The following is a 26,358-nucleotide window of genomic DNA, read 5'->3' on the forward strand; positions in this document are numbered from 1 at the left end:
ATAAGTATAATCACTTATATCATTGGTCGATAATGGTGTCAGACTGATGGAATACGCCCGATACGGGTGCAACACGAGCCGGAAAGGCTTGTTGCATTAATGGCTTTTACTTAGCGTAAAATCGCCGGAAAAGTTTGGCTGTTCAGCCTGCCCGATCCGGTAGCGGAGCAAACGCTCAATCAACGTGAGGCAGCAATGACCGAACAGACCACCAAGACCACGGAAACGTGGGAACAGCCGGCGATCATTCGTATGGCCGCTGCTGATGCCGAAAACGCCAACGCCCCCACCGGCGAAGGCAATAGCAACATGGGTATGGCTTCCTGATAGGACGCCTCCGGCGCGGTGGCCTTCGTGCCACCGCGCCGGCCATTTGCGGCAACGCCGTAAAAATCGATCTTCATTCAAGAATCCGGCCGCGCCATACCATCGCACGGCGGGTAAATCCGTTTCCGCACAACCAGGTTCAGCACCGCCAATCGGGAAACCACCACGATGGAAACCGCCGCCCTTCCCGCCGACGCCCGCCTGCAGGCCGATTTCGATCTGGCAGTGCGCCGCTCCGCCAACGCAACGACTGCGGAAATTGACGGACAGGTCGTGGCGCTCGATCTGAACACCGGCACGTGTTTCGGCCTGAACCGGGTGGCATCGCGCATCTGGCAGCTGATCGAAACCCCTGCCAGCGCGCGCGAAGTCACACAGTCGCTCCTGCAGGTCTACGACGTTCCTGCGCAGACATGTGCGACGCAAACTGCCGATCTGTTGCGTGAGCTGGTCGAAATCGGCCTGGCCGAGCGGGCCTGATCGGGCAAGAGGTCCGGGGAACAGCACTATGACCGCCATCTTCGCCGCAGTGCGTTGCGATGGCCACGACACAACCGTCCGCGCCGAAGCGGACCGGATGGCCGCAGCCCTTGCCCGCTTTGGCGAGGTGCCGACACAGCTCACCCAATCGACCTTGCCTGATGGCGCGTCTGCGGTGATCGGCAAACGGTTGATGCCGCTGCTCGATGAAGATCGTTATCCCGACCCGTTGTCGCCCCTCGCACGCACAGCGCTGCCAAATCCACGATGGACCGTCGCTGCGGACGTACGACTGACGGATCGCGCAGGTCTGGCCACCGCGCTGGACCTGCCCGAGGCGGCAGCTGCGCAGCTATCAGACGCGATGCTGGTCGCTCACGCCTTCGAACGCTGGGGCACCGACGCGCCGCAGCACATCGACGGCCCCTTTGCGATCATAGCCATCGAGGTTGCCACAGGACGCGTCTTGCTCGCCCGCGATTTCACCGGCGACCGACCGCTGCTGTTCCACGTTTCGCAAAATGGACTCTGGGCAGCCTCCATGCCCGAAGGGCTCAACGCACTTCCTCACCTGCCCCGCGCGGCCAATGAACAGGGATACGAAAGCTTCCTGCGTGCCATCGAGTTCGAGGGCACGCATACACCCTATGCCGGGCTGGAACGCGTGCTGCCCGGCCATGTCGCCACGTGGCAGCCGCAATCCGATAAGGTCACGCAGGTCCGGCACTGGGAGCCTGACACCACCCCTCTGCGCCTGGCCAATCAGGCCGAATATGAAGCAGCCCTGTCTGCGGCTCTCGATGCCGCCGTTGCCGCCTCGCTGCGGGGTGCGGGCAGCGAAGTGGCGGCCCATTTGAGCGCGGGGTTCGATTCCACGGCGGTGGTCGTCACCGCCGCTCGGCTGCTTGCGCCTTCGGGCGGGCGGGTCTGCGCTTTTACCGCCGTGCCCCGGCCGGGACCGAAAGCTCCGCTTCCTTCCCGATACATCGGTGATGAAGGTGATCTGGCGGCACAGACTGCGGCCATGCATGCCAATGTCGATCATGTCCGCGTCACCGCCACTACCGGTCCGATCGAAGGCATGGAGCGGGCGCTGCTGCGCTATGGGATGCCGGTCCTCAACATCTGCAACCTGCCTTGGGTGGACGCCATCGCCGAAGAGGCGAAGCGCCGTCGGCTCACCGTGCTGTTGCAGGCGGCGATGGGCAACGCCACGATCAGCGAATCCGGGGTGGAAGCCCTGCCCGAATTGCTCCGCGCCGGGCGCCTGCCCACGTGGTGGCGCCTTGCCCGTGGCTTCGTCCGCAATGGGTGGATGCGCTGGAGCGGCATCGTCTGGAATTCAATCGCCCCGATGCTGCCGCGCAAGGTATACGATGCCGGTCAGAGGCTGACCGGACGGGGCACGCTGCCGCTCCGCCGCTTCAGCCCCCTGCGCGACGACGCCTATGCCGCCGGGCCCGCCTTCCCTGACATCGGACCGGGTGCGTTCACCAGCGTGGCAAACCGGATCGCCATCCTGTCCGAAGATTCAGGCATCCTGAAGAAGGCCGATCTCGCGCATTTCGGGCTTGATATTCGCGATCCCACTGCGGACCCGGCTTTGGTCCGGCTGGCGCTCCGCATACCTGTGGAGCGGCTCTGCTGGAACGGAGAGCCGCGCGCCATCTTGCGGGCGATCCTCTCTGGTCAGGCACCCGAGGCAGTTCTCCACACTCGCAAGCGCGGGTACCAGGCGGCTGACTGGACTCGGGCGCTGCATGACGAGCGCGACATGCTCAAGGCGGAGATCAATCGGCTTGCCGAGTACGAGCCGGCTGCCCGGATGGTCGATATCGAACGGCTCAACCATCTGGTGGAAACGATGCCCGAACCCGACTCTCCGGCCTGGGCCGATCCTGGCCTGGAGATCGATTATCGCTACGCGGTGCTGCGCTGCGTTTCCGCCACACGCCACATGCGCCTTGTTGCCGGGAGCAACCACTGACAATGCACGGTTCCGTTCCATCCGCGCTTGATGCGCTTGTCGCGCAGGTGCGCGGGCGACCGCAGGCGATGATACGCCTGGCCCGCACGCTGCTGCTGCCACGCGGCCAGGCAGCAGAGGCCCGGGCGCTGGTGCATGAAGCGATGGCCTTGGCGCCCAACGATCCTGAAGTGGCCGCGCTCGCGGGCAGCGTGCTGGCACGGGACGTGGGATCATGGTATTTCACCATGGTCCAGGATCATGATCGCCATGCCCTGTATGAAGCAGCACTTGCACGGGTCGTCAGGCCGGACAGCGTGGTGCTGGATATAGGAGCTGGCACCGGACTTTTCGCGATGATGGCGGCGCGCGCCGGCGCAGCAAAGGTGATCGCCTGTGAGCGCGATCCCGTGGTGGCGGAAGCTGCAACCGCCGTGGTTGCGGCCAATGGCCTTTCCGACAGGGTGACGATCCTGCCGATCGCATCGCAGGCGCTTTCGCCCGATCACCTGCCTGCTCTGGCCGACGTGCTGCTGTGGGACAACCTGGGGAACAACCTTTGGGGCGCTGGCTGTGCGGCGACGCTGCGCGATGCGCAGCAACGGTTGCTGGCACCGGACGCCGCTGTCTTGCCGTCGCGTGTTGAGATCATCGCCGCGCTGGCCACAGACCACAAACCGGCCAAGCGCTTAATGACCCAGGCGGCAGGGTTTGACCTGACCCCCTTCAACCACCTGCGCCAGACCGGGCGGTTGATCCGCGAGGGCGAATACACCTTGGCCAGCGATCCGGCGACCCTGTTCGATGTCGATTGCACCGCGCGGCACTTGGTTGAGCAGCAGGCGCGCAAGCCTGTTGCTGCGCACCCCGGCACGGTCCACGGCGTGGTGCAGTGGCTGCGCTTCCACTTGGGCGAAGGCATATCCTATGAAACCCGCGGAGACACAGTCACCGCGTTCGGCGTGCAGTTCCATGGCATAGAACCCTTCACCCTCGATGCGCCGACCACGGTGACGATCGGCGGAGGGCACGATACGCTGGACACCTGGTTCTGGGCGGAGCCGCCCCAATGAGTGTTCCAGGCACCGATTTCCTGCGCAAGTTCCGCAGGTGCAGCAACCGCGAACGGCTGATGCTGGCCGAAGCCTTGCTGCTCCTGCTTGTTGCGGCGCTTACCCTGCGCTTCGTGCCGTTCCGCCGCGTGGGATCGCTGATCTCCGGTTCCGTGAACGTGCTTCCCGATGCACAGCGCCGCACCGACATCGCCTGGCTGGTGGCATGGGCGGTGGACCGCGCCGCCAAGCGCAGCCCCTTGCGCTCGATGTGCTTTGAACGCGGCCTGGCCGCGCAGTGGATGCTGCGGCGGCGCGGAGTGGACGGCACGCTGTTCTTCGGCGTCGCTCCGCGGCCGATGGGCCAGAAGGCGCTGGATGCGCACGTGTGGGTGCGGGCCGAAGGGCTGGATGTGACTGGTACGCCTGCTCCCGGACAATATGCTGTGCTCGCAACCTTCCCTGCCGGCCGGCAGGGAGCCGAAGGGGCCATCGCGGCATGATGCCGTTCCGCACCCCCGAAATGGCGTTCGTGGCCGCAGCCTGTGCCTGGCCGCGTGGGCCCGCGGATCTCGCCACGCTGAACCGGATCGCGGCCGGCAAGCCGGACTGGCAGCTTGTGGCGCGGCTGGCGCGGGTGCATCACGTTGTGGCGCTTGTGGCAGATGCGCTGGCCAGCCTTCCCGAAGCGCCGCCGCTCCGGGCATCGCTGGCGGCAGAAGCTATGCCGCTGCTCGGCATCGCGCTGCGCCAGGCGCATGAAACCGCGCGGCTCGTTGCGCTGCTGGGCAGCCACCTGATCCCCACCACCGTGCTGAAGGGTGCCGCCACGGCCGCCCGCGCCTTTGGTCGTCCGGGCCTGCGCCAGTCGATCGATATCGACCTGCTGGTTCCGCAATCGCAGGTGTCCGCCGCTTCCGCCCTGCTTTCGGGCGAAGGATATGTTCTTGAAGGCGATCTGCAGGACGCGCTGCGCCGCGGGCACAAGGACCTGCTGTTCCACCATCCCGGCACGGACACCACGCTGGAGCTCCACTGGCGCCTGTTCCAGAATCCGCGCCTGCTGCCTGTGCCGGCGCAGACCGTGCCAGTTGAGATCCTGCCTGGGCGTGATGTGGCCACCCTGCCCCCGCTTGAAGAGGCGATCTATCTCTGCGCGCATGGCGGCGAACATGGCTGGGCGCGGCTGAAGTGGCTGGTTGACCTAACCGCGCTGATTCGCTGTGGCCGCATCGATGCGCAGGAACTTTATGAAACCGCGCGCCGCCGCCGCCTCACCCGCATGGTCGGCCCCGGCCTCGTCCTCGCGCACCGCGTCCACGGCACCCCGCTGCCCCCTGCGCTGGAACGTGACATGGCGCGCGATTGGCGGATGCGGCGGCTGGTTGATCTGTCATGGCAATGCCTTGCCGGTGCAGAGGACGGCCGCGAGCTGACCGAGCGCGAGGGCGGCACCACGCTCAAGAACCTGTCGCATTATCTTTTCTCCGCAGATCCCCGGAACCTCTGGCACGAAATGCGCTACGACCTGCTCGATCGACCCGAAGGCCAAGGCCTCCTCGCCAGAATCGCAGGCCTCGCCACACGCCTCCTCATCCGCAAACCTGCTGCGGGAGCGCCAGCATGAAGATTGCCCTGCTCAACGTGAAGTACAGCCCCAATCTCGGCGACGGGCTGCTTTCCGAATGCCTCGAGCGCGAGCTCGGACACGCCCTGCCCGGAGCGAAGGTCTTCTCCATCGATCTCGCCGGCCGCACCGCCTATCCGGGCCTTGGCCCCAGCCGCCGCGGGCAGGCGATCGCCGTGCTCGAAGCGCTGCCGCTGTGGCTGCGCCAGCGGCTCGCCCGCCTCGTCCTTGCCACACTCGTGCGCCTGCGTCTGCGTCGCCATGCCCGCTCCGCGCTTGAAGGCTGCAGCGCCGCCGTGCTCGGGGGCGGCAACCTCCTCACCGATGCCGATCTCAACTTCCCCATGAAGATCGCTGGCGCCCTTGCCGAAGTGCGCGCAAAGGGCATTCCCCTCGCCGTCCACGCCGTCGGCGCCAGCCGCAACTGGTCCCCTGCCGGGCGCAGGCTGTTCGCCGGCGCGCTCAGGTCGGTCCGCCTTACCACTGCCGCCGTTCGTGATGAACGATCGCGCCTTGCGTGGGACAGCCAGCTCGAACCTGCCGGCTTGCCCCCCGCCGGTCTCGTCGGCGATCCCGGCCTCCTCGCCAGCCTGCACTTCGCGCGCGGCCCCTTGCCTGAGGACGCCCCTCGTGCCGGCCTGTGCATCACCGCGCCCATGGCCCTGCGTTACCACTCCGACGACGCCCACGGCGATGACGACCTTGACGAATGGTACGCCATGGCCGCCCGCACTCTGGTGCAGCAAGGCTATGCCGTCGCCCTCTTCACCAACGGCAGCCCCGAAGACCGCGCCTATCTCGCCCGCCTGGGCCCGCAGTGGATCCGCGCGGCAAAGGGTCCCGTCACCATCACCAACCCCTTCGCCAATCCGGCTGAGCTGACCGCGTTCATCTCGGGCTGTGCAATGATCGTGGCGCACCGCATGCACGCCTGCATCGCCGCGCACAGCTTCGCCATCCCCACCATCGGACTGGCCTGGGACATCAAGCTGGACAGCTTCTTCGAGCTGGCCGGCCGTGCCGATTTCATCGCCGCCACCGCAGACCTTCCGGAACCGCGCCTCCGCGAGCTGATCCGCCGGGCTGGTGATGAAGGCGTTGACCTCGCCGCGCTGGAAAGGCTGATCGCCTCCACCCGCGCCGATGTCAGCACCATGGGCCGTCGTCTGATGGCAGCTGCGGCCGCCGCCAGCCCACCCCGCACATCCTTGCCGGAGCCTTTGCCCGCATGAAGCCTCCACACCCGATCGACCGCATAGTCGTGATCAATGACCTGTCGCGCCCGATGGGCGGTGCCAGCGCGCTTGCCGTCGCCTCTGCCCGGGCCTTCGCCGCGCGCGGCTACCCGGTCACGTTCCTTGCGGGTGACGATGGCGAACCGCTTGAAGGGATCGAGACCGTTACGCTGGGCCAGGGCCGACTCCTCGCCAAGGGCAAACTCGCTGCCTTGGCAGAGGGTCTTTGGAACCGCGCCGCCGCACGAATGGTGCGGGAATGGATCGAACGGCACGATACACCGGAAACGGTCTATCATCTGCACGGCTGGTCGCAGATCCTGTCACCATCGATCCTGTCGGCTCTCGCGCCGGTCCGCGGCCGGCTGGTGATCTCGGCACACGATTTCTTCCTCGCCTGCCCGAACGGCGCCTTTGCCGATCTGCGCACCGGCGCAACCTGCCACCGCACCCCTCTTTCGCTCTCATGCATCGCCGCGCCCTGTGATCGGCGCAACCGCGTGCACAAGCTCTGGCGCGTTGCCCGCACTGGTCTTCAACGGCTGGCGCTCAATCCCCAGGCAATGCCGCCGGTCCTTGCCATCCACGATGGCATGCGTCCCTTCCTGCGCCTGGCGGGCATCCCCGATGCGGCGATTCATGCCCTGCCAAACCCGGTCGAGCCATTCAGCGCCACCCGCATCCCTGCCGAAAGCAACCGCGCAGCCCTGTTCGTTGGCCGGCTTGAGGCCACCAAGGGCCCCGATCTTGCGCTGGAAGCCGCCAGTCGCGCGGGAATGCCGATCACCGTTGTCGGCGATGGCGCGCTGAATGATCAGCTTCGCGCCCGCTATCCCCAGGCCACCTTCACGGGCCGCCTGGCACCTTCGGAAATCGCCGCCCACGCGGCCAAGGCGCGCCTGCTGGTCATGCCCAGCCGCTACCCGGAACCCTTCGGACTCGTCGCGACCGAAGCGCTGCGCAGCGGTCTGCCGGTGATCCTGCCGCACACCGCCCTGCTCGCTGCTGACATCGAAAAGGCGGGCGCAGGTCTCGCCGTCGATCCGCGCGACACTGCTGCTTTCGCCGATGCGCTCTCCCGCATGGCGGGCGACGATGCGCTGGTCCGCGCCATGAGCGAGGCGGCCTTTACCCGCACCCATGCGCTGGCGCTTTCACCAGATGCGTGGATCGATCGCCTGCTGGATCACTATGCCGCACGCATTCACGGCGGCAGCCACCAGGTTCAGGCAGGAACGGCCTCGGGCTCGACCGGCACGGTCTCCACTTCGCGCGCTTCCACGGTCACCACTGTCGGGGCGTGATGGGCCGCTGCGGCGGCACCCTGCGATCTGGGCATCGCGCCTGCTGACCAGCTGCGCTTGTCCAGCTCGCCCAGCGGGCGATACGGGTTGCTGCGCGCCAGCCCTCGCACATACTGCACCTTCAACGGCACGATCACCAGCGCCAGCGTGGCCACGGATACAGCCCAGCGCCACATGTCGAAGTGATGGCTCTGCGCGGCGGACATGAACTCCGCCGTCGTCATCCAGACTGCCGCTGCGCCCAGCAATTCCGATCCACGCTGGTCCGGAACGGCGAGCAGCAGTGTCACCGCCAAAACGAAGGCCGCGATTCCAGCCGTGGCTGGCGTCAGCGCGTCGTTCACATAGGCGCCAGTCATGATCATGGCCGTTCCCATCGCCAGGACTTTGGCGATTCGGACAATCTGGCCGGGGGTGATGCGGGCAAGAACTTTGCTCATGCATCCGCAATGCGCCCTATGGTTTCAAGGAACACTTGCGCGCATTGGTTAACATGCAGGTACCCATATTCGGCGTTCCCTCAGTAAAATCTCGGATACGGGCCTAATTATGCCCACAACCGTGCGTAACGGTGATAGCGGGGCGCTTCCGTCGGACAATTTCAAGAGGCTTCTTTTGTGATGAGGGGGTTGCGCACCACGCTGCGCACGGCCGCGGGGATCGGAACCCTCGCCTGTGCGATCCTGCAGACGGAAGAATCCGTCGCCCAGCAGGTTGTCGACCCGCGGATGGAGCGCGATACGCCCTCTGCCCGCTCGCGCCCCGGTTTTGAGGCGATCGGCATCGCCTTCGGCAGCTTCAAGCTGCAGCCTTCGGTGTCGGTCTCGGCTCTGGCAACGGACAACCTTTACGCCCGCAGCGATGTGAAGGTCGGCGATGTGGCGGCCGTTGTCGGTGGCGGCGTCAGCCTTCAATCCAACTGGGGCGTTCACGCCCTCAGCTTTGCCGCCAATGCCAGCGCCACGCGCTATGCCGATCGGTCCAGCGAAAGCACCGAGCGGTATTCCGTTTCCACCAGCGGACGGCTGGACCTGGCACGCGATACGCAGGTTTCGGCCAGCGTGGGGTATGCCCGCCGGATCGAGGCGCGCGGCACCACAGGTGATACTCTCTTCGGCGCAAAGCCGGTGGCCTATCGGGCGTTGGAGTCCGGCGTTTCGGTCAATCAGGGATTCGGTCAGACGAAGATCACCGTCAACGGTGCGTACCAGCGCCTGACCTATGAAGATCGAAAGCTTGATGGCGCGGTCATCGATCTCGGCTTCCGCAACTTCGAGACTGTTTCGGGCGGGCTTCGCGTTGCCCAGGCAGTCACCCCGGGCATCGCAGTCTATGTCGACGGCGTTGTTTCACGCTCGCGCTATCCGGTGCGCGTCAACAACCTGAACCGTGATTCCACGGGTTACAGCGCCATCGCCGGGCTGCTGTTCGGCAACAACCGCCTGCTGCGTGGTGAACTCGGTGCGGGTTACCTGAAGCAGAACTTCAAGGACCCCATCTTCCCCGATATCTCGGGCGTGAACTACTACGCAAACCTGTCGTGGTCGCCGTCGCAGCTCACGGAGATCCGGCTTTCGGCGTCCAAGTCGTTCCAGCGCGCGCCAATCGCCAACATCGCTGGCGTGCAGCAACAGGTTGTTACGCTCTCCGCAGAGCACGAACTGCTGCGCAACCTGATCCTGCGCCCGCGCGTCCAGTGGGAACAGGATACCTTCCGCGGCAGCGCGCAGCGCAACAACTTCCTCTATGCGAAATTCGAAGCAGCCTGGCTGCTTGGAACGCATTGGGAAGTGAATGGCAGCGTGGAACACGGCCTTGGCCGCAACAACAATCCGCTGTCCTCCGCACGCGAATTCGATCTCAACCGCGTGACCGTGGGATTGACCTGGCGGCTCTGATGGCGTCGCAGGCCACCACGCCGGCACGGCCGTGGCTCGCGCCGCATTGGCGCGATCTGCTGCTGCGCACGGTGATGGCGGTCGGATTTCTCGCTGCCCTGGTCGGTGTTCTGACCCACTTTGCGCCTGCACCCCCAGCCCCGCAGGCGCGCGTCATCATCCCGCCGCTGCTGCCCGATCCTTTCTCGCTGCTGCCCATCGCGCCGGAAAGCGCCCGCGTCTCGAACGCGGCTGTCCCTATCGAGGCGCCCGCCATCGCGGCCAAGCCGTTCCGTTTCGCCGGCTCGCTTGAAGAGCGTCAGCGCGCGGCGGACTGCCTTGCCGCTGCGCAATGGTATGAAGCCGGCGATGATCCAGTGGGGCAGCGCGCCGTGGCGCAGGTCGTGCTCAACCGCGCGCGTCATCCGGCTTTCCCCGGCACGGTCTGCGGGGTCGTGTTCCAGGGCTCGGAACGCAAGACCGGGTGCCAGTTCACTTTCACCTGCGATGGCGCGATGGTGCTGCGCAAGCCGTCCACCGTGGCATGGACGCGCGCCCGTTCCATCGCCTTGGCCGCGCTGGCGGGATCGGTCGATCCCTCGGTCGGCCTCGCCACGCACTACCACGCGGATTACGTGGTGCCCTATTGGCGCGATTCCCTCGTGAAGCTGGCTCAGGTTGGTGCCCACATCTTCTATTCATGGCCGGGGTACTGGGGCGGGCCGGGCGTGATGGCACGCATTCCCTCGGGCGGGCCGGAACCGTTCGTTCCGCTCATGGCCGCCATCTCGCCCGCACATGGCAACGCCCTGCTCGCATTCGATACCAATGGTCTCGATGGCGATATCGATCTTGCCGGTGCCCCCGCAGCCGCTGACCCGCAGGTTCAGCAGCTCGTTTCGCATTACCCCGCCAGCTCGAATGCTGGCTCAGGCAATGCCAATGCGCCACAATCGACTGACAGGTTCGATCTCGCGCTCGATCCAAAGGCCATGCCCGGCTCCTATGCCGTCCGCGCCTTCGCCCTGTGCAAGGACAAGCCGCGTTGCGTGGTTTTGGGCAAGCATGATCCCGAAGCTGCGACCCTCGCCTTCGTCTATGTGCATGACAGCAAGAGTGGCGCCGAAGGCACGTGGTGGAACTGTGATGAAACACCACGGCAGGACCGCGCCCAGTGCCTTCCGCAAGGAGCCACGACCCGCGATCCCTTGATCGCTCGCTGGCTATAACGTTGCGAAGCCGGCGCCATCCGACCCGGCGTTAACCATCCGGCCATCCCGCCACGGCAACGGCTGGTCACAAAGAACTGCAATTGCATCTGCCTGTGTGGAACGGCGCGCGGCGACAGGGGTTTCGCGCGTTGCCAACCATAACGGAGAAAAATGCATGTCGCCGTCCATGACCAAAATTGCCCCTGCCCTGATCGTGCTCGTCGGTTCGCTCGGCCTTGGCGGCTGCGCCACCAAGGGTTTCGTGCGCGAACAGATCGCCACGGTTAACCAGCGCATCGATGGCCTCGAATCGCGGCTGCAGACCACCGACGCCACCGCCCAGCAGGCGGCTCAGGCGGCGCAGGCTGCCGCCGGACAGGCGCAGCAGAACGGCCAGCGCATCGACCAGCTGAATGGCCGCGTCGATACGATGCAGCAGCAGATGACGGCAGCGCAGACCAAGCGCGCCCGCAACTGATTGCCGCAGCATGCGCTGCGCGCGGGGGGTCGACGCTACGGCGCCGGCCCCTTCACGTGTGATTCAACGACTCGTCCCGCGAGTCCTTGCGATGCGGCATATGGACAACGATGGGCTGCCGCGCTGCCATCCGCACGTATTTAGCCGCCATTCATTTGCTCAGGGGCACAACCGCCAGATGATCCGCATCCTGCCCGCTCTTGCCTTGCTCACCATGCCCCCGGCGGCCCACGCCGCCACTCCGGCAAAGGCGCCTGCGACCAAGTCCGCACGAAAGCCCGCAGCCCTGGCCAAGGCCACGCCAGAGCCGCCGCGAGATCTCTCCGCCGCCGCCGCGCGTGTATCCGCATGGGTTAATGCCACCGGCGACAATCGCGGCCTGGCCTACGTGATCGTGGACAAGCCCTCCGCCGCCGTCTTCCTGTTTGATGGCACTGGCGCGCGCATTGCCGATGGCCCCGCGCTGGTCGGCCTCGCCCTGGGTGACGAAGCCACCCCCGGCATCGGTGCAAAGTCACTGGAAAAGATCGGCCCGGCCGAAAAGACCACGCCTGCGGGCCGCTACTATGCGCGCTTCGGCAAGGCTGCCGGCAGGGTCAAGGTGCTGTGGGTGGACTATGCCACGTCCGTCGCGCTCCACACCATCCCGCCCGCCACCATGGCCGATCGGCGCAAGCGCATGCTCTCGCCCGAGATCGACGACAACCGCGTCACCTATGGCTGCATCAACGTGCCCAAGGCCTTCTATCAGACCGGCGTGGTCCCGCGCTTCGCGAAAAAGGGCGGCTATGTCTATGTCCTGCCCGATGAAAAGCCGCTGGAGGACGTCTTCCCCCTGCTGCGGGCCTTCCACGGGGTGCCACCGGCGGCGACACCCGCGCGATAAGGTTCAGCGCTTCACCTGGCACTTCAGGCCGGCAGCCTGCAGGGTGGAACAGAGGGCACTGGCGGCAGAGGCATCGGCCGCCACGGCCTGCAGGCGATAGACGGTGCCGATGTCCGCCTTGCCTTCCACCACGCGGTGCGAAAGGCCCTTCAGAGCCTCATGCGCGCCGGAAAGCTTGCTCCATGCCGTTTCGGCCGCGGCATTGCTGGAAAACGCACCGATCTGCACGCCCACGCCACCTGATGCCGGTGCGGCCGCGGCAGAGGCGGCAGCGCTCGGCTTTGCCGAAGGGGTCGCAGCGGGTGCGCTCGTGCTGGTGCTGGTGCCTCCGGCGATCTGCGCCTGCGGGTGTTCGCCCTCGCTCACCTTGAAGCTGGAATCGCCCGTCCCCTGAAAGGTCTTGCCCCCCGGATCCTTGGGCGCGATCTTGTAGGGCTCCTTGCTCGCCTCGATCAGGCTGCCGTCCGCCGCTGCCGGGGCGCTCGTGCGATGGGAAACCCAGTAGATGCCGCCCACAATGGCAACCAGCGCAAGCAGAGCCACGATCGCGAACCCGATCAGCCGCCCGCCCTCGCCCGCAGGCTCGTCCAGATCGACATCGTCGGCGCTTTCCAGCCACGGCAGGCGCTCTTCCTCGCCCAGCGCAAGGCCCGGCGTTTCGGCCGGTGCGCCCTCGCCCTCGGGCTGGTCATCCCACTCGTTGCGCTCGCCCCCGTTGATCATGCCTCTTGTCCCGACCCCTTAGAGTTCTTCGGCCGCCTCGACGCCCAGGAGCGCGAGGCCGTTACGCACCACTTGCCCGATTTGCGCGGCAAGGAAAAGCCGGGCTGCGGTCAAAGCGGAGTCTTGTGCCACAATGAAGCGCTTGTCCGGCCGGTCATTCCCCACGTTCCAGTATGCGTGGAAGGCGGCCGCCAGATCGTGGAGGAAAAACGCGATGCGGTGTGGCTCGCGCGCCACCGCCGCGCCTTCCACCACGCGGGGGAACTGCGCGGCCAAGCGGATGAGGTCCAGCTCTTCCGCGCCCAGCAGGCCAAGGTCGGCATCCGACGGCGCAAAGCCCTCCGCCGCTGCCTTGCGCAGCGTGGAGCACACCCGCGCATGGCAATACTGCACATAGAACACCGGATTGTCCTTCGATGCTTCGACCACCTTGTCGAAGTCGAAGTCCATCTGCGCATCGGGCTTGCGGGTCAGCATGGTGAAGCGCACCACGTCCTTGCCCACCATCTCCACCACGTCGGCCAGCGTCACGAAATTGCCCGCCCGCTTCGACATCTTGAACGGCTGCCCGCCCTTCATCAGCTGCACCATCTGGACCAGCTTGATCTCGAAAGGCTTGGCCACGCCGCCATCGGCGGTGGTCAGCGCGGCAACTGCGGCCTTGATCCGCTTGACCGTGCCGGCATGGTCGGCGCCCCAGATGTCCACCAGCGCATCGGCAGACTGCGCCTTCTGGAAGTGATAGGCGAGGTCCGCACCGAAATAGGTCCACGCGCCGCTGGATTTCTTGATCGGCCGGTCCTGGTCATCGCCGAACCTGGTCGAGCGGAACAGTGGCAGCTCCACCGGCTCCCAATCCTCGGGCGTCTTGCCCTTGGGCGCTTCCAGCAGGCCGTCGTAGACCAGATCGTGCGCGCGCAGCCACGCTTCCGCCGCATCCACCTTGCCCGATGCCTGAAGCTCCGCTTCGGACGAGAACAGATCGTGATGGATGCCCAGCAGCGCCAGGTCGGCGCGGATCATGTCCATCATCGCCGCCACGGCCTTTGCCCGGAACAGCAGCAACCAGTCCGCCTCGGGCGCAGCCGCATACCTGTCACCGAACTCGGCAGCCAGCGCCTGCCCCACCGGCACAAGGTAGTCACCCGGGTAAAGCCCCTCGGGAATCTCGCCCACGTCCTCGCCCAGCGCCTCGCGATAGCGGAGGTGGGCCGAGCGGGCGAGCACATCCACCTGCGCGCCAGCATCGTTGACGTAGTATTCCTTGGTCACCTTGTGCCCGGAATATTCGAGCAGCGCGGCCAGCGCATCGCCCACCACCGCGCCGCGGCAGTGGCCCATGTGCATCGGCCCGGTGGGATTGGCAGAAACGTATTCGACGTTGACGACCGAACCGCCCCCCATCGCCGAGCGGCCATAGTCCCCCGCAGCGGTCGCGATCAGCCGCAGCTCCGCCAGCCAGCTGGCGGGCGTCAGCCGCAGGTTGATGAAGCCCGGCCCGGCGATCTCCACGCCGGTGATCCGCGGGTCCTTCTCCAGCTCTGCCGCCAGTGCCGCGGCCAGCGCGCGCGGATTGGTGCCGGCGGGCTTGGCCAGCACCATCGCGGCATTGGTCGCAAGATCGCCATGCGCCGGATCACGCGGCGGCTCGCACGTCACCGCCCCGCGCGGCAGCCCGGCCGGCAGGGTGCCTGCAGCTTCCAGCGCGGAGAGCGCGGCATCGATCACGGTGGCGAATTCGGCGAAGAGAGGCGTCTTGTCGGTCATAGTGCGCGCCCGTTAGCGGAAAAGCGTGGCCTTGGGAAATGCGGGATTTGTCGGGCGACGGATCGAATCGTGATCCTGTGCAAAAACAATATCCAGAAAAGGATTTTGAGTTCGACAGTCTTCGATATACGTAAAACTACGTTATTTTCCATTCGGAGAAAAGTCGGTGGCAGAACTGTCCAGTTTAGACCCGCTTCCGCTGGTCAGGGGCACCTCGGGTGATGACACCCTTTATGTTTCCAACCGCAGTGATATTTCCGCGTTGTCCGGAAATGACCGGATTGAAATTGACGGATATGGTCCAGACTTCAGCGTAAACGGCGGCAAGGGCTTTGATACGCTTGGGATCTATGAAGAACATACCTTGGGTGCGGTTTACCGGTTCAATTCGCTGGTCAGTGTCGAAAAGCTGGAATTCCATGGCAGTTTTGACACCTATCTGGCGGCATTCGTGCAATATTCGGTTCCGGATGGCGCCACCGGTCAGGTCAACATAAAGCTGCCGGGAGAAATTTCGGGGAGCATCTGCGACGATGAAAGCCTCATTGTCAATGCAACTGGGGGGATGAACAATGCCAGCGTCATTTCGTTGCCGAAAATCGTCTTCACGACATCGAACCCCGACTGGCCCGTCGAAAGCCAGAGATTCGAAGAGATAATCCTGCGCGCGGACGACGATCAGGACTACACGTTTCGCGCCAACTCCACCATCGCCGACCAGCACGTCCGTCAGACCCTGATTGGCGCGGGAGGCAATGACACTCTGATCGGATCGGCGGGAGATGACAATCTGATCGATCACGGCGGCACTGCCACGCAGATGCTGGGCGGCGATGGCGACGACTACATGCTGCTGGATTTCGGCAGGACGGCTGAACCACCAACGATTTCCGGTACGATCAACGGTGGGCGGGGCTACGATACCCTAGCGTTGCAGTCGCCTGTGGTGTTCACCGGAAACCTGCAATCCACCGAGGAAGTCGACATCCTGTCAACCATGACGCTGAACGGCTCTCTTGGGAAAATCGAAAAACTCGTCCTCGGCCAATACGAAGGTTACCCCTTCGTCGGCTGGCATTCAGCCGATCTTTACCTGACAAATGCCGTTGAACTTCCAAGGCAGCTTCACCTGAGCGGCGACGGCACGATCTATGTCTCAGGTGCAAGCCAGTTTGATGCAAGCCACTGGATAATTGACCCGGACGACGATTACCCTTCGCAGCATCTTGCCATTCAGATTGCCGGCACTGCCGGGGATGACCGTCTCATCGGCTCCAACACCAGGCTAAGCTTCGATCCATATGACTACCTCCGCTATGGCGACTGGTTCCACGCCACCCTCGGGAACGACGTCATCGATGGAGGCACAAGTCTCGATCTTCTCGATTTCGACGACGCGACATTTTCAAGTGGCATAACCTTGAACCTCGGCACCGCAGCCGTGCAGGATATTGCTCCCGGCGCAACACTGTCTGTGCGTAACATCGAGGAAGTGACCGGTACGTCATTCAACGACACGATCACCGCCGCCGCCTTCGAAAACACAATCCACGGTGGTGGCGGAAACGATGTACTCAAGGCGCGTGCTGGAACAGGCACTCTGTTCGGCCCACAAGAACTGCCGGTTGGAGACACTCTGTTCGGCGACGGAGGACGCGACCGACTTATCGGATCGACAGCCGGCGACAAGTTGTATGGCGGCAATGGCAGCGACACCTTGATCGGCGTCAGCGCCAGCAGCGAGACCGGTGGCGACTTCATGTCGGGCGGGGATGGAGACGACCGCCTGGTCGGGTCCACGGCACACGACACCATCTACGGCGATGCTGGCGATGATGTGCTGCTGGGCAGCTATGGCGAAGCCATCGCCAGCGGAGACTACCTTTCCGGTGGGGATGGCAATGATCGGCTGACCGGCTCTCTGGCCAGCGACACGCTGGACGGCGGCGCAGGTGACGACATCCTTATCGGCCGGGGCGGTGACGGTATCTCGGCGGGCGACACCCTATACGGCGGCGATGGTGACGACCTGCTGGTCGGCGGCATCGGTTCGGATTCGTTCTATACCGGCGCGGGTGAGGACCATATCCGCTTCAACGCCATTCCCACCCAACAGGTCTTCGTGGACAAGGTGTGGTGGGACAGCGAAGGGTTGGACCGCATCGAACTCAGCCGGGCGACTTTCACCGCCTTCGCAAAGTCCGGCGCGCTGTCAGCCGATGCATTCTACACCGGCGCAGGGGTGACCGCCGCGCATGACGAGACCGACCGCATCCTGTATGACACGACATCTGGCATGCTCTTCTACGATGCAGACGGAAACGGCACGGTCAGAGGCGCCATACCAATTGCGCGCTTTTACCCGGTGGACGGCTTGGTCCCGGTGCTGGAGGCCAGCGATTTCCTGATCGTCGCCTGATCGGTCGGCCCGCCGCGTGCGGCGGGCCCAGACCTTAACGGCGCGCCATCAACGCCGCGCGTTGTACGCCAGCTGGTCGTTGGTCAGCTGGAAGCCCACCAGGTGCTCGAAGCTCGCCTTGGCCAGCGCGGCCTTCACGTCGGGCTGGGACAGCGGGTCGATCGCGGCGTCGGAATCGCCCGCCTTGCGCTTCTTGGTCAGGCGGTCACGGATTTCCTTCGGCAGCGTCGCCTCGGCGCGATCGACATAGGAATCGGCCGTGCCGCGCGCTTGGGCGCGTTCCTGCCCGTCGGCAAAGTCGATGCCCACGGTGCCGATGCGCTTGGCGATCACCGCCGTGCCGCCGCGCATCACCACCGAGAAATAGGGCAGGTCCACATGGCGCGCGCCGCGCGTGTCGCTGCGGCGGGCCAGCACATCGAACGTGGCGACGGTGTGCAGCTTCTCCCCGCCGCTGGCGTCATCGCAGGTGGAGCGCAGGTTGGTGATCACTCCGGTCACGTCGATGGCGGCCGAATCGGTGCGCGAAGGATCGCTGAACAGGGTGATGTCGCCGGTCATCTCGGGGATCTGCACCACCGGGCACGGGCTGCGCAGCGCGGTCACGCCAACACTGTCGTCCACCACCAGTTCGCCCTTGTTCTTGGCACAGGCGCCCAGCGCGAGCGCGGCCAGCAGCGGAGCGCCGGTCAAGGCAAGGCGGCGGAACGTGGGCGTCATGGGCTTTCCTGTCTGTGCGCCGCCACCCCAAAGGGCGCGCAGGCGTGATTTGCGGTCACCTCTACCCACGGCGGGCGCGTTCGGCAATGCTTGGCCGAGGCGGTGCCCAGCGCTTCCTGAGGGTTTCCACCATCAGCCGGGTTTGAAAGGCTCTGCCTCGCTGCTAAGGCGGGCAGCATGAACGCCAGCTTTCCATCCATCGACCTTCCCCCGCTCAAGCTGCTGATCGCGGCACCGCGCGGTTTCTGCGCCGGGGTGGACCGCGCCATCGAGATCGTGGAACGTTCGATCGAACGCTTCGGCGCCCCGGTCTATGTGCGGCACGAGATCGTGCACAACCGCTATGTGGTGGATAGCCTGAAGGCCAAGGGCGCGGTTTTCGTGGAGGAACTGGATCAGGTGCCCGATGGCGCGCCGGTGGTCTTTTCCGCGCATGGCGTGCCCAAGGTGGTGCCGGCCGAGGCCACGTCACGCGGGCTCGATTGGCTCGATGCCACATGCCCGCTGGTCAGCAAGGTCCATCGCCAGGCCGAACGCAAGGTGGAACAGGGCAAGCATATCCTGTTCATCGGCCACAAGGGCCACCCCGAAGTGATCGGCACGATGGGCCAAGTTCCGCCGGGATCGATCACGCTGGTGGAAACCACCGAGGACGTGGCGAAGCTCGATTTTCCCGAAAATGCCCCCCTCGCCTTCCTCACCCAGACTACCCTCTCGGTGGACGATACGGCCGAGATCATCGCCGTGCTGCGCGCGCGCTTTCCGCAGATCGCCGGACCGCGCGCAGAGGACATCTGCTATGCCACCTCGAACCGTCAGGCCGCGGTAAAGGCCATTGCCCCGCAGTGTGACCTGGTGCTGGTGATCGGCGCGCCGAACAGTTCCAATTCGCTGCGGCTGGTCGAAGTGGCCGAGCGCGAAGGGGCAAGATCGCGCCTGATCCAGCGCGCTGACGAGATCGAGCCCGAGTGGCTGGACGGGGTGCAGACGCTGGGCCTGACCGCCGGCGCTTCCGCCCCAGAAGTGCTGGTGCGCGAAGTGGTCGCCAGGATCGCCACATGGCGCAGCGTGACCGAGGAAACGGTGAAGACCGCCGAGGAGAACATGGTGTTCAAGCTGCCGCGCCAACTGGCGGACTGAGGCGAAGATCATGGCTGTCTACACACACCTCGGCGCCGAGGACATGGCCGAGCTGGTTTCCGCGTTCGACATCGGCACGCTGGTTTCGGCCAAGGGCATTGCCGAGGGCGTGTCCAATTCCAACTGGCTGCTCGACACCACCGGCAGGGATGGCGCGGGTGCGCGCTTTATCCTCACCATGTATGAATTCCGCATCGAGCTGGAAGACCTGCCCTATTTCCTCTCGCTGCTCGATCACCTGGCGGCGCAGGGCTGCCCGGTGCCGCGCACGATCCACGATCGCGAAGGCGCGCTCTATCGCATGCGCGGGGACAAGGCGCTGGCGTTGATCGAATTCCTGCCCGGCGTTTCGGTGAATGAACCGACCGCGGCCCAGGCGCGCGCGGTTGGGGCGGAACTCGCGCGGATGCACTTGTGCGCGGCGGGCTTTGTCGGAACACGCGCCAATGGCATGGGCGTGGCCGAATGGCAGCGCCTGGCCGCGGCATGCGGGCCGGACGGGCTCGCAGGGATCGACCCGGCGCTGGCTGATATGGTCGCGCAGGACCTGCCCCGGCTGTCGGCGCACTGGCCGCAGGGGCTGCCCACCGGCGTGATCCATGCCGATCTGTTTCCTGACAACGTCCTGATGCTGGGCGAACGGGTGACGGGCCTGATCGACTTCTACTTCGCCTGCAACGACCTGCTCGCCTATGACGTCGCGGTGACCCATGCCGCGTGGAGCTTTGACGCCAGCGGGCGAAGCTTCAATGCCGCGATCGGCGCGGCGCTGCTGGAAGGCTACGAAAGCCAGCGTCCCCTTTCCGCCAATGAGCGCGCGGCGCTGCCGCTGCTGGCGCAGGGGGCGTCGATGCGCTTTGCGATGAGCCGCGCCTTTGACTGGCTGAACACCCCGGCCGATGCGCTGGTGACGCGCAAGGACCCGATGGCCTTCGCCCGGCGGCTGGCGTTCTACCGCGAAAATCCGGGCGTTTTCGCGTGAAGCACGTGGAAATCTTCACCGATGGCGCGTGCAAGGGCAATCCCGGCAAGGGCGGCTGGGGGGCGCTGTTGCGGATGGGCGAGTTCGAGAAGGAGTTGGCTGGTTCCGAAAAGGAGACGACCAACAACCGCATGGAGCTGATGGGCGCGATCAAGGCGCTGGAGGCGCTGAACCAGCCGTGCCGGGTGACGCTGCACACCGACAGCAAGTATGTGCTCGACGGCATTACCAAGTGGGTCTTCGGCTGGCAGAAAAAGGGCTGGAAAACAGCGGATAACAAGCCGGTGAAGAACGAGGATCTGTGGCGCGCGCTGGTGGCGGCGGCAAAGCAGCACAAGATCGAATGGGTGTGGGTGAAGGGCCACGACGGCCATCCGGAGAACGAGCGCGTGGACAAGCTGGCCAGCGACGCAGCCATCGCCGCCTGACCCCGAATCCCCGCAAATTGACGTGAGTTGAGAGGGGGCTGAGAACGACTGAGGCGGGGTTGAGATCGACTGAGGCCCGCTGAAGCACCGTTGATGCAGCCCTGCCGGACTACTCCGTCGTCGTATCGACCACCTCGGCACCGGGGCCGTTCTTGAGGATGGATTCGATCGCGTTCTTCGCACTGGCCTTCGAGCTGTAGCCCTCGGTCCAGAAGATGGTTTCGCTGTTGTGGCAGAAGTAGGCGACGAACTCGCCGGCCTTGTTCTTGCGGATCTCGAAACGGTGCGCCATCGCAATGCTCTCCCAAAGCAGGAACGGTCCTGCCGGGATCATATCACGCCATCGGCCCAATGCCTGCGAAAAAACGAATCCTATCCGGACCGGGCGAAGCGCGCCGGGGAATAGCGCGCCGGGTCCAGCCCTGCGGTCAACGCATCGCGATCCAGCCCCAGCAGCAGCTGCGCACCCAGCCGGGCGGCGGCGGGCGCGGTCTGGATGCCATAGCCACCCTGCCCTGCGAACCAGAAGAAGCCGGGCAGCGCGGGGTCGAAGCCATAGACTGGCAGGCGATCGGGCGAGAAGCTGCGCAGCCCCGCCCAGCGGCGCTCCACCGCCTCGATCTTCCAGTCCACCACCTGCTGCATCCGATCGATGGCCACGGCGACGTCCAGCTCCTCGGGCGCGGCATCGCGCGGCACGTCGGGCGTCTCGTCATGCGGGGAGAGCCAGAGGCGGCCGGCCTGCGGCTTGAAATAGAAGTCCTCGTTGATGCCCAGCGTCAACGGCAGGTCCACCGGCGGTTCAGGGGCAACGCGCAGCTGGACCACGGTGCGGCGCAAGGGCGCGATGCCGAGCGGAGCGGCGCCCGCCATTTCGGCCAGCCCATCGGCCCAGGCCCCGGCGGCATCGACGACGATCCCGGCCCGCGCCTCCCCCCCCGGCCAGACCACGCGCCAGCCCGCGCCTTCACGCACCAGCGCCTCAACCCGCGCGCGGACGCGCAGGACGGTGCCGGTGCGGCGCGAGGCGGCGAGATAGTGCTGGTGCAGGCCGGCCACGTCGATATCGGCGCAGTCCGGCTCCCACGATCCCACGGTCCATTCCGGCTTCAGCCCCGGCACGATCCGTTCAAGTTCCGCACGGCCGAGCAGGCGCACGTTGGCGCCTACGGCGGCAAAGCGATCGACGAAGGCTTCGACCTTTGCCCGGTCTTCCTCGCGCCCGATATTGAGTCCGCCGCGCGGGGAAAGGTAGCCGCCTTCGCGCAGGAAGCGGCCCGAAGCCTCGGTCAGCGGATAGACGCCCGGCCCGCCATAGGCCTCTTCCCAGAAGGCGGCGGAGCGGCCGGTGGTGTGATAGCCCGGTGCATCCTCCGCTTCTACCAGAAGGACGGTGGCATGGGGGGCGCATTCGGCGGCCAGGCTGGCCCCGGCCATGCCGGCGCCGACAATTGCGATATCGAACTGATCCATTGCGCGCTCAGCCCTGCGCCCCCGGCGCGGCGCGGTCAAGAAAGCTGTCGATGGCGGCCAATGCCCTTTCGCGCACGCCATCTTCCTCACGCAGGATCTCGTGCGCCGCCTCACGCCCGAAGGCCACCAGTTCGGCATGAGGCAGGCGCGCGGCAGCCTGTTCTATGGGTTTCCACGCCACCAGCGCATCGAAGCGGGTGGCAAGGATCAGCAGAGGCACCTGCACCGCCTCAAGCACGCCGGGGGCGGACAGGCGCGCGATCGAATCCGCACCGCGTTCCGCCCAGCGCCATGTGCCCGGCCCCATCGCCAGATCGGGGCGGTGTTCGCGCCACCACACCTCGTCAGCATAGCGGGCATCATCATGCGTCAACAGGTTCTGCCGCCCGTGAACGGAGGCGCCCGGCTTCTCGCTGCTTTTCCACGCCATGCGCCCCGGGTCACCGATTCGGCACATGAAGCGGCCCAGCCTTTGCTGCCATGCCAGCGGCAGCGGATTGATGAATCCCAGCATCGGGGCGCTTAAAAGTCCCGCAACAGGATTAATGCGTTTTTCCGCGATGGCCCGCAAAACGAGGTGACCGCCCATCGAATGGCCGGCGATCACGTGTGGTCCAGGCGTCTCCTGCACCCATTGTTCCCACAGGGTGGCAAGGTCATCCACCCATACCGAAAAGTCGCTGACATCGCCCGCCAGCGGGTTGTTGCCATAGCGGCCGGAGCCTGCCTGCCAGCGCCAGTCCGACGCGGTGACGCGCCAGCCCTTCTGGTGCCAGTAGTCCAGCGTTTCCAGATACTTCTCGTAGTAGTCGCCCCGCCCCGGCAGGAACAGGATGGAGCCACGCGGCGCATCGGCGCGCGCGCCCGGCCAATCGATGCGGCGGATGGCGTGGCCATCGCGCGCATGCCAGCGCGTTTCCACGGCATGGGCCGGAATGGCTCTTCGATCGAACATAGGCTCCACGCGAAGGCGCTCCCCGACCTGACCTGCATCCAAGCAAAGCCGGGCCAATTCTTGGTTACCGTTTGGTAAGTGATTATCCCGTATGGCTGTCCCCATGCAGGACACACCCATCGTGTACGGACTGGTCGGAGCCTTGGCAATCGCGCTGCTGATTGCCGCGTTCACCGATATCCAGCGCCGCCAGATCGACAACTGGCTCAATGCCGGCGTGGCGCTTGCCGCGCCGCTGTTCTGGTGGGCCACCGGCCTGCACCTGTGGCCCGACGTGGCGCTGCAGCTGGGCGTGGCGCTGGCGACCTTCGTGGTTCTGGCGGGCCTGTTCGCGATCAAGGCGATGGGGGGCGGCGATGTGAAGCTGCTCACCGCGCTGGCACTGTGGCTGCCGTGGCAGCCGTTCGTGAAGCTGCTGCTGATCATGGCCATCGCCGGAGGTGTGCTGACCGTGGTTCTGGGCATGTGGCACGTGACGCGGCGGCGCAAGGACAAGCTGAAAATTCCCTACGGCGTGGCCATCGCAGGCGCCGGATTGTGGGTGCTGGGCACCACCAACTGGGCTGCGTTGCACGCAGCTACAGGGGGATAGGTCAATCTTAACCAATTTGCCCGATGGATGCGGGCTGGTCTTCAAGGGCGGGATGTAAGCCATGGACAAGAAGAAGCTGTTGCTGCTGGTGGGGGCGCTGATCGTGGCGATCGGCACGGCCTTTGCCGCCAGGAGCCTGTTTGCCGGGGCTTCTACCCCGCAGGCGGAGGCCGCAGCCAAGGTGCCGCAGGGCCCCAAGGTGTTGGTTGCGCAACGTGCGCTGCCGGTCGGCACGATCGTGACGGCAGATGCCATCTCGTTCCAGCCCTGGCCTAAGGATCTTGTCCAGGACGCCTACTTCGCGGAAGGCGAGGCCGACATGTCCAAGTTGCTGGGCACTGTCGTACGCAACCCGATCACGGCTGGAGAGCCGGTGACGCAGGGCTCGCTGGTCGCCCCCGGTGACCGCGGCTTCCTGGCCGCCGCGCTCGGGCCCGGCATGCGCGCCGTCACCATTCCGGTGAGCGCCCGTACCGGCGTGGCCGGCTTCGTGTTCCCGGGTGACCACATCGACCTCGTGCTCACCCAGACGGTGAAGGCCGGCGGTGGCCAGGCGCTGAAGGCATCGGAGACGATCCTGAAGAACCTGCGCGTTCTCGCCACCGACCAATCGACCGAACAGGAGACCATCGAAGGCAAGACCCGCGTCCGCACCTTCAGCACCGTGACCCTGGAAGTGACGCCCAAGATCGCCGAGCAGGTGGCCGTGGCGCAGACCATCGGCACGATCAGCCTCTCGCTGCGCTCCATCGCCGACAATTCGGCCGAGCTGGAACAGGCTCTTGCATCCGGCGCGGTGAAGGTGCCCGCCGGCATGACCAAGGCCCAGGAAGAGGCGCTGCTGAAGACGGCGCTTTCCCGCCCGATCGACAAGGGCAGCAGCTTCGTGACCGGCGGTGACGTTTCGCGCTTCCAGCGCAAGACCATGCCTTCGATGTCCGCCATCAACGGCATGCCCGAAGCGCCGCCGCCTTCGTATGGCTCCGCGATGGGCCGCCCCTCTGGTCCCTCGATCGTGATCCGCACCGGCCCGGTCGTGAACGTGACCCGCGGCAAGGAAACCCAGACCGTGACGGTGGGAGGCAACTGATGCGCAAGGCAACGCAGATCGCCCCCGCCCTCCCGCTTGCGAAAGGCAAGACCATGAAGGCCCGTATCGCTTCCTCGCTGATTTCGGCGGTGGTCCTCGCGGCTCCGCTGGCGGCGATCGGTCTCACCGGGGTCGGCTTGGCCGGCGCGGCCAAGGCCCAGTCCGTCACCAGCCCCGCCCGCTCCATCGCCCTGTCGATCGGCCGTGGCGAGCTGGTCACCCTGCCCGGCTCGATGAAGGATGTCTTCGTCGCCAACGACCAGATTGCCGACGTGCAGGTGAAATCGCTCAACCAGCTTTACATCTTCGGCAAGGCCGGCGGCGAGACCACGGTCTATGCCAGCAACGCCCGCGGCGATGTGGTGTGGTCTGCCAATGTCCGCGTGGGCACCAACATCGACAGCATCGACCAGATGCTGCACCTTGCCATGCCGGAAGCGCGCATCGCCACTTCGACGATGAACAACACCGTGCTGCTGACCGGCACCGTGGCCGCGCCGGAAGACGCGGCCGAAGCGGAACGCCTGGTCAAGGCCTTCGTCGGTGACAAGATCAACGTGATCAGCCGCCTGAAGATGGCGACGCCACTGCAGGTGAGCCTGCACGTGAAGTTTGCCGAAGTCAGCCGCACACTGCTGCGCAACATCAGCGCAAACCTGGCTTCGGTGGACAGCACGGGCGGCTTCAAGTTCGGCCTGGGCCAGGGCCGTGGCTTCTACCCGCAGTACGTGCCCGGTGGCGCGCTGGGGATGGGCACGAACGTTGTGCCCGGCGCAACGACCGTCACCCCGCTGAACGGCCAGACCACGCTGGCGGGCCAGGGCAAGCTGTTCGGGCTCGACCTGCTGGGCGCGCTGGACCTTGGCGAGACCATCGGCCTTGTTGCCACGCTTTCGGAACCGAACCTGACCGCGCTATCGGGCGAAACGGCGGACTTCCTGGCGGGTGGTGAATATCCGATCCCGATCAGCCAGGGCCTTGGCACCACCTCGGTGGAATACAAGAAGTACGGCGTCAGCCTGTCCTACACCCCGACGGTGCTGGCCAATGGCCGCATCTCCATCCGCGTGCGTCCGGAAGTGTCGGAACTTTCGGCCGACGGTGCGGTGGCGCTGAACGGCTATTCGATCCCGGCACTGACCATCCGCCGCGCCGAAACGACCGTGGAGCTGGGTTCAGGCCAGAGCTTCATGATCGCCGGCCTGCTGCGCAACGGCAACCAGGACACGATCACCAAGATGCCGGGCGCGGGCGACATTCCGATCCTCGGTTCGCTGTTCCGTTCGACCGCGTTCAAGAAGGGCGAGACCGAACTGGTGATCGTGGTCACCCCATACCTCGTCAACCCGGTGGACGCCAACGACATCAAGCTGCCCACCGACGGTTACAAGGCCGCCGACGCGCTGCAGCACCTGCTGCTGAACCAGAATGCCGACGGTGTGACCGGCGGCGAACGGCCAAAGCCCAGCGAGAAGCAGGGCAGCGTACAGCCCGGCCCGAAGGTGGGTGCGCTCGACGTGCCGCAGCAGCCGGCCGAAGCCGCGCTTGCCCCGCGCCAGTCCCGCCGTCCCGGCAAGGACAAGCAGGCGAGCGCCGCCACCCCCGGCTTCAGCATCCAGTGAGAAG

At 65.6% G+C, this 26,358-nt stretch carries 26 protein-coding genes; 19 read left to right on the forward strand and 7 right to left on the reverse strand.

Translation table 11 applies throughout. The features are described 5' to 3' along the window. Window positions 1-195 precede the first annotated feature (195 nt). From POM99_RS04510 to POM99_RS04545, 8 genes are all read left to right on the forward strand, one after another. Complete coding sequence (locus POM99_RS04510; protein WP_277275615.1) at window positions 196-327, forward strand: hypothetical protein; 132 nt, start codon at window positions 196-198, stop codon at window positions 325-327. A 168-nt stretch (window positions 328-495) separates the two neighbouring features. After that, window positions 496-807, forward strand: coding sequence for a PqqD family protein (locus tag POM99_RS04515; protein WP_277275616.1), 312 nt, complete (start codon window positions 496-498; stop codon window positions 805-807). Window positions 808-835: 28 nt separating this feature from the next. After that, window positions 836-2,794 (forward strand): asparagine synthase-related protein, encoded by a 1,959-nt coding sequence (locus POM99_RS04520; RefSeq protein ID WP_277275618.1) that lies wholly within the window; start codon window positions 836-838, stop codon window positions 2,792-2,794. 2 nt (window positions 2,795-2,796) lie between these two features. Then, window positions 2,797-3,846 (forward strand): 50S ribosomal protein L11 methyltransferase, encoded by a 1,050-nt coding sequence (locus tag POM99_RS04525; protein ID WP_277275620.1) that lies wholly within the window; start codon window positions 2,797-2,799, stop codon window positions 3,844-3,846. Beyond that, on the forward strand, window positions 3,843-4,328 hold the full coding sequence (locus POM99_RS04530) for a lasso peptide biosynthesis B2 protein (RefSeq protein ID WP_277275622.1): 486 nt from the start codon (window positions 3,843-3,845) through the stop codon (window positions 4,326-4,328). The genes POM99_RS04525 and POM99_RS04530 overlap by 4 nt, the downstream gene beginning before the upstream one ends. Further along, window positions 4,325-5,452 carry a nucleotidyltransferase domain-containing protein gene (locus POM99_RS04535; RefSeq protein WP_277275623.1) on the forward strand — a complete coding sequence of 376 codons (1,128 nt, stop codon included), beginning with the start codon at window positions 4,325-4,327 and terminating at the stop codon, window positions 5,450-5,452. The genes POM99_RS04530 and POM99_RS04535 overlap by 4 nt, the downstream gene beginning before the upstream one ends. After that, window positions 5,449-6,684, forward strand: coding sequence for a polysaccharide pyruvyl transferase family protein (locus tag POM99_RS04540; RefSeq protein ID WP_277275625.1), 1,236 nt, complete (start codon window positions 5,449-5,451; stop codon window positions 6,682-6,684). Before POM99_RS04535 ends, POM99_RS04540 begins: the two co-directional genes overlap by 4 nt. Beyond that, window positions 6,681-7,991: a glycosyltransferase family 4 protein gene (locus tag POM99_RS04545; RefSeq protein WP_277275627.1), complete on the forward strand. Its 1,311-nt coding sequence runs from the start codon at window positions 6,681-6,683 to the stop codon at window positions 7,989-7,991. Before POM99_RS04540 ends, POM99_RS04545 begins: the two co-directional genes overlap by 4 nt. Here the strand turns inward: POM99_RS04545 and POM99_RS04550 are convergent. After that, window positions 7,913-8,431, reverse strand: coding sequence for a hypothetical protein (locus POM99_RS04550; RefSeq protein WP_277275629.1), 519 nt, complete (start codon window positions 8,429-8,431; stop codon window positions 7,913-7,915). The genes POM99_RS04545 and POM99_RS04550 overlap by 79 nt on opposite strands. A 180-nt stretch (window positions 8,432-8,611) precedes the next feature. Between POM99_RS04550 and POM99_RS04555 the strand changes: the two genes are divergently transcribed. The 4 genes from POM99_RS04555 (at window position 8,612) to POM99_RS04570 (ending at window position 12,443) form a co-directional block, all read left to right on the forward strand. After that, complete coding sequence (locus POM99_RS04555; protein ID WP_277275631.1) at window positions 8,612-9,889, forward strand: outer membrane beta-barrel protein; 1,278 nt, start codon at window positions 8,612-8,614, stop codon at window positions 9,887-9,889. After that, a complete protein-coding gene (locus tag POM99_RS04560) occupies window positions 9,889-11,097 on the forward strand; it encodes a cell wall hydrolase (protein ID WP_277275634.1) in 1,209 nt (402 codons plus the stop codon). Before POM99_RS04555 ends, POM99_RS04560 begins: the two co-directional genes overlap by 1 nt. 169 nt (window positions 11,098-11,266) lie before the next feature. After that, window positions 11,267-11,557: a hypothetical protein gene (locus tag POM99_RS04565; RefSeq protein ID WP_438822986.1), complete on the forward strand. Its 291-nt coding sequence runs from the start codon at window positions 11,267-11,269 to the stop codon at window positions 11,555-11,557. Between the two features lie 178 nt (window positions 11,558-11,735). Next, complete coding sequence (locus POM99_RS04570) at window positions 11,736-12,443, forward strand: hypothetical protein (RefSeq protein ID WP_277275637.1); 708 nt, start codon at window positions 11,736-11,738, stop codon at window positions 12,441-12,443. Window positions 12,444-12,446: 3 nt separating this feature from the next. Here POM99_RS04570 and POM99_RS04575 read toward each other — a convergent pair whose 3' ends face one another. Both POM99_RS04575 and argS read right to left on the reverse strand, forming a co-directional pair. Beyond that, a complete protein-coding gene (locus tag POM99_RS04575) occupies window positions 12,447-13,166 on the reverse strand; it encodes an SPOR domain-containing protein (protein WP_277275639.1) in 720 nt (239 codons plus the stop codon). 18 nt (window positions 13,167-13,184) lie between these two features. After that, the gene (gene argS, locus POM99_RS04580; RefSeq protein ID WP_277275640.1) at window positions 13,185-14,933 is read right to left on the reverse strand and encodes an arginine--tRNA ligase; all 1,749 of its coding nucleotides are present in this window, start codon (window positions 14,931-14,933) and stop codon (window positions 13,185-13,187) included. A gap of 166 nt (window positions 14,934-15,099) precedes the next feature. On the opposite strand from argS, the gene POM99_RS04585 reads away from it, so the two are divergent. Beyond that, window positions 15,100-17,352: a calcium-binding protein gene (locus POM99_RS04585; RefSeq protein WP_277275641.1), complete on the forward strand. Its 2,253-nt coding sequence runs from the start codon at window positions 15,100-15,102 to the stop codon at window positions 17,350-17,352. Window positions 17,353-17,400: 48 nt separating this feature from the next. On the opposite strand, the gene POM99_RS04590 is transcribed toward POM99_RS04585, so the two are convergent. Further along, entirely contained in the window at window positions 17,401-18,072 is a 672-nt protein-coding gene (locus POM99_RS04590) for a hypothetical protein (protein ID WP_277275642.1), read from the reverse strand. Window positions 18,073-18,249: 177 nt separating this feature from the next. On the opposite strand from POM99_RS04590, the gene ispH reads away from it, so the two are divergent. Genes ispH through rnhA form a run of 3 tightly spaced genes read left to right on the forward strand, consistent with a single transcriptional unit; the run spans window position 18,250 to window position 20,622 of the window. Beyond that, the gene (gene ispH / locus POM99_RS04595; RefSeq protein ID WP_277275643.1) at window positions 18,250-19,212 is read left to right on the forward strand and encodes a 4-hydroxy-3-methylbut-2-enyl diphosphate reductase; all 963 of its coding nucleotides are present in this window, start codon (window positions 18,250-18,252) and stop codon (window positions 19,210-19,212) included. 10 nt (window positions 19,213-19,222) lie between these two features. Further along, window positions 19,223-20,194 carry a homoserine kinase gene (gene thrB / locus POM99_RS04600; RefSeq protein ID WP_277275644.1) on the forward strand — a complete coding sequence of 324 codons (972 nt, stop codon included), beginning with the start codon at window positions 19,223-19,225 and terminating at the stop codon, window positions 20,192-20,194. Beyond that, window positions 20,191-20,622, forward strand: coding sequence for a ribonuclease HI (gene rnhA, locus POM99_RS04605; protein ID WP_277275645.1), 432 nt, complete (start codon window positions 20,191-20,193; stop codon window positions 20,620-20,622). The genes thrB and rnhA overlap by 4 nt, the downstream gene beginning before the upstream one ends. A 109-nt stretch (window positions 20,623-20,731) precedes the next feature. Here the strand turns inward: rnhA and POM99_RS04610 are convergent, their stop codons facing one another. From POM99_RS04610 to POM99_RS04620, 3 genes are all read right to left on the reverse strand, one after another. Further along, window positions 20,732-20,914: a YegP family protein gene (locus POM99_RS04610; RefSeq protein WP_277275646.1), complete on the reverse strand. Its 183-nt coding sequence runs from the start codon at window positions 20,912-20,914 to the stop codon at window positions 20,732-20,734. Window positions 20,915-20,994: 80 nt separating this feature from the next. Continuing rightward, a complete protein-coding gene (locus POM99_RS04615) occupies window positions 20,995-22,095 on the reverse strand; it encodes an NAD(P)/FAD-dependent oxidoreductase (protein ID WP_277275647.1) in 1,101 nt (366 codons plus the stop codon). A gap of 7 nt (window positions 22,096-22,102) precedes the next feature. Continuing rightward, window positions 22,103-23,050 (reverse strand): alpha/beta fold hydrolase, encoded by a 948-nt coding sequence (locus POM99_RS04620; RefSeq protein WP_277275707.1) that lies wholly within the window; start codon window positions 23,048-23,050, stop codon window positions 22,103-22,105. 103 nt (window positions 23,051-23,153) lie between these two features. Here POM99_RS04620 and POM99_RS04625 point away from each other — a divergent pair, with 103 nt between their 5' ends. From POM99_RS04625 to POM99_RS04635, 3 genes are all read left to right on the forward strand, one after another. Further along, the gene (locus POM99_RS04625; RefSeq protein ID WP_277275648.1) at window positions 23,154-23,642 is read left to right on the forward strand and encodes an A24 family peptidase; all 489 of its coding nucleotides are present in this window, start codon (window positions 23,154-23,156) and stop codon (window positions 23,640-23,642) included. Window positions 23,643-23,703: 61 nt separating this feature from the next. Further along, entirely contained in the window at window positions 23,704-24,732 is a 1,029-nt protein-coding gene (gene cpaB / locus POM99_RS04630; protein WP_277275650.1) for a Flp pilus assembly protein CpaB, read from the forward strand. Then, window positions 24,732-26,354 carry a type II and III secretion system protein family protein gene (locus POM99_RS04635; RefSeq protein ID WP_277275651.1) on the forward strand — a complete coding sequence of 541 codons (1,623 nt, stop codon included), beginning with the start codon at window positions 24,732-24,734 and terminating at the stop codon, window positions 26,352-26,354. The genes cpaB and POM99_RS04635 overlap by 1 nt, the downstream gene beginning before the upstream one ends. Window positions 26,355-26,358 lie beyond the last annotated feature (4 nt).

Source organism: Novosphingobium cyanobacteriorum (assembly GCF_029436685.1).
Taxonomy (GTDB): domain Bacteria; phylum Pseudomonadota; class Alphaproteobacteria; order Sphingomonadales; family Sphingomonadaceae; genus Novosphingobium; species Novosphingobium cyanobacteriorum.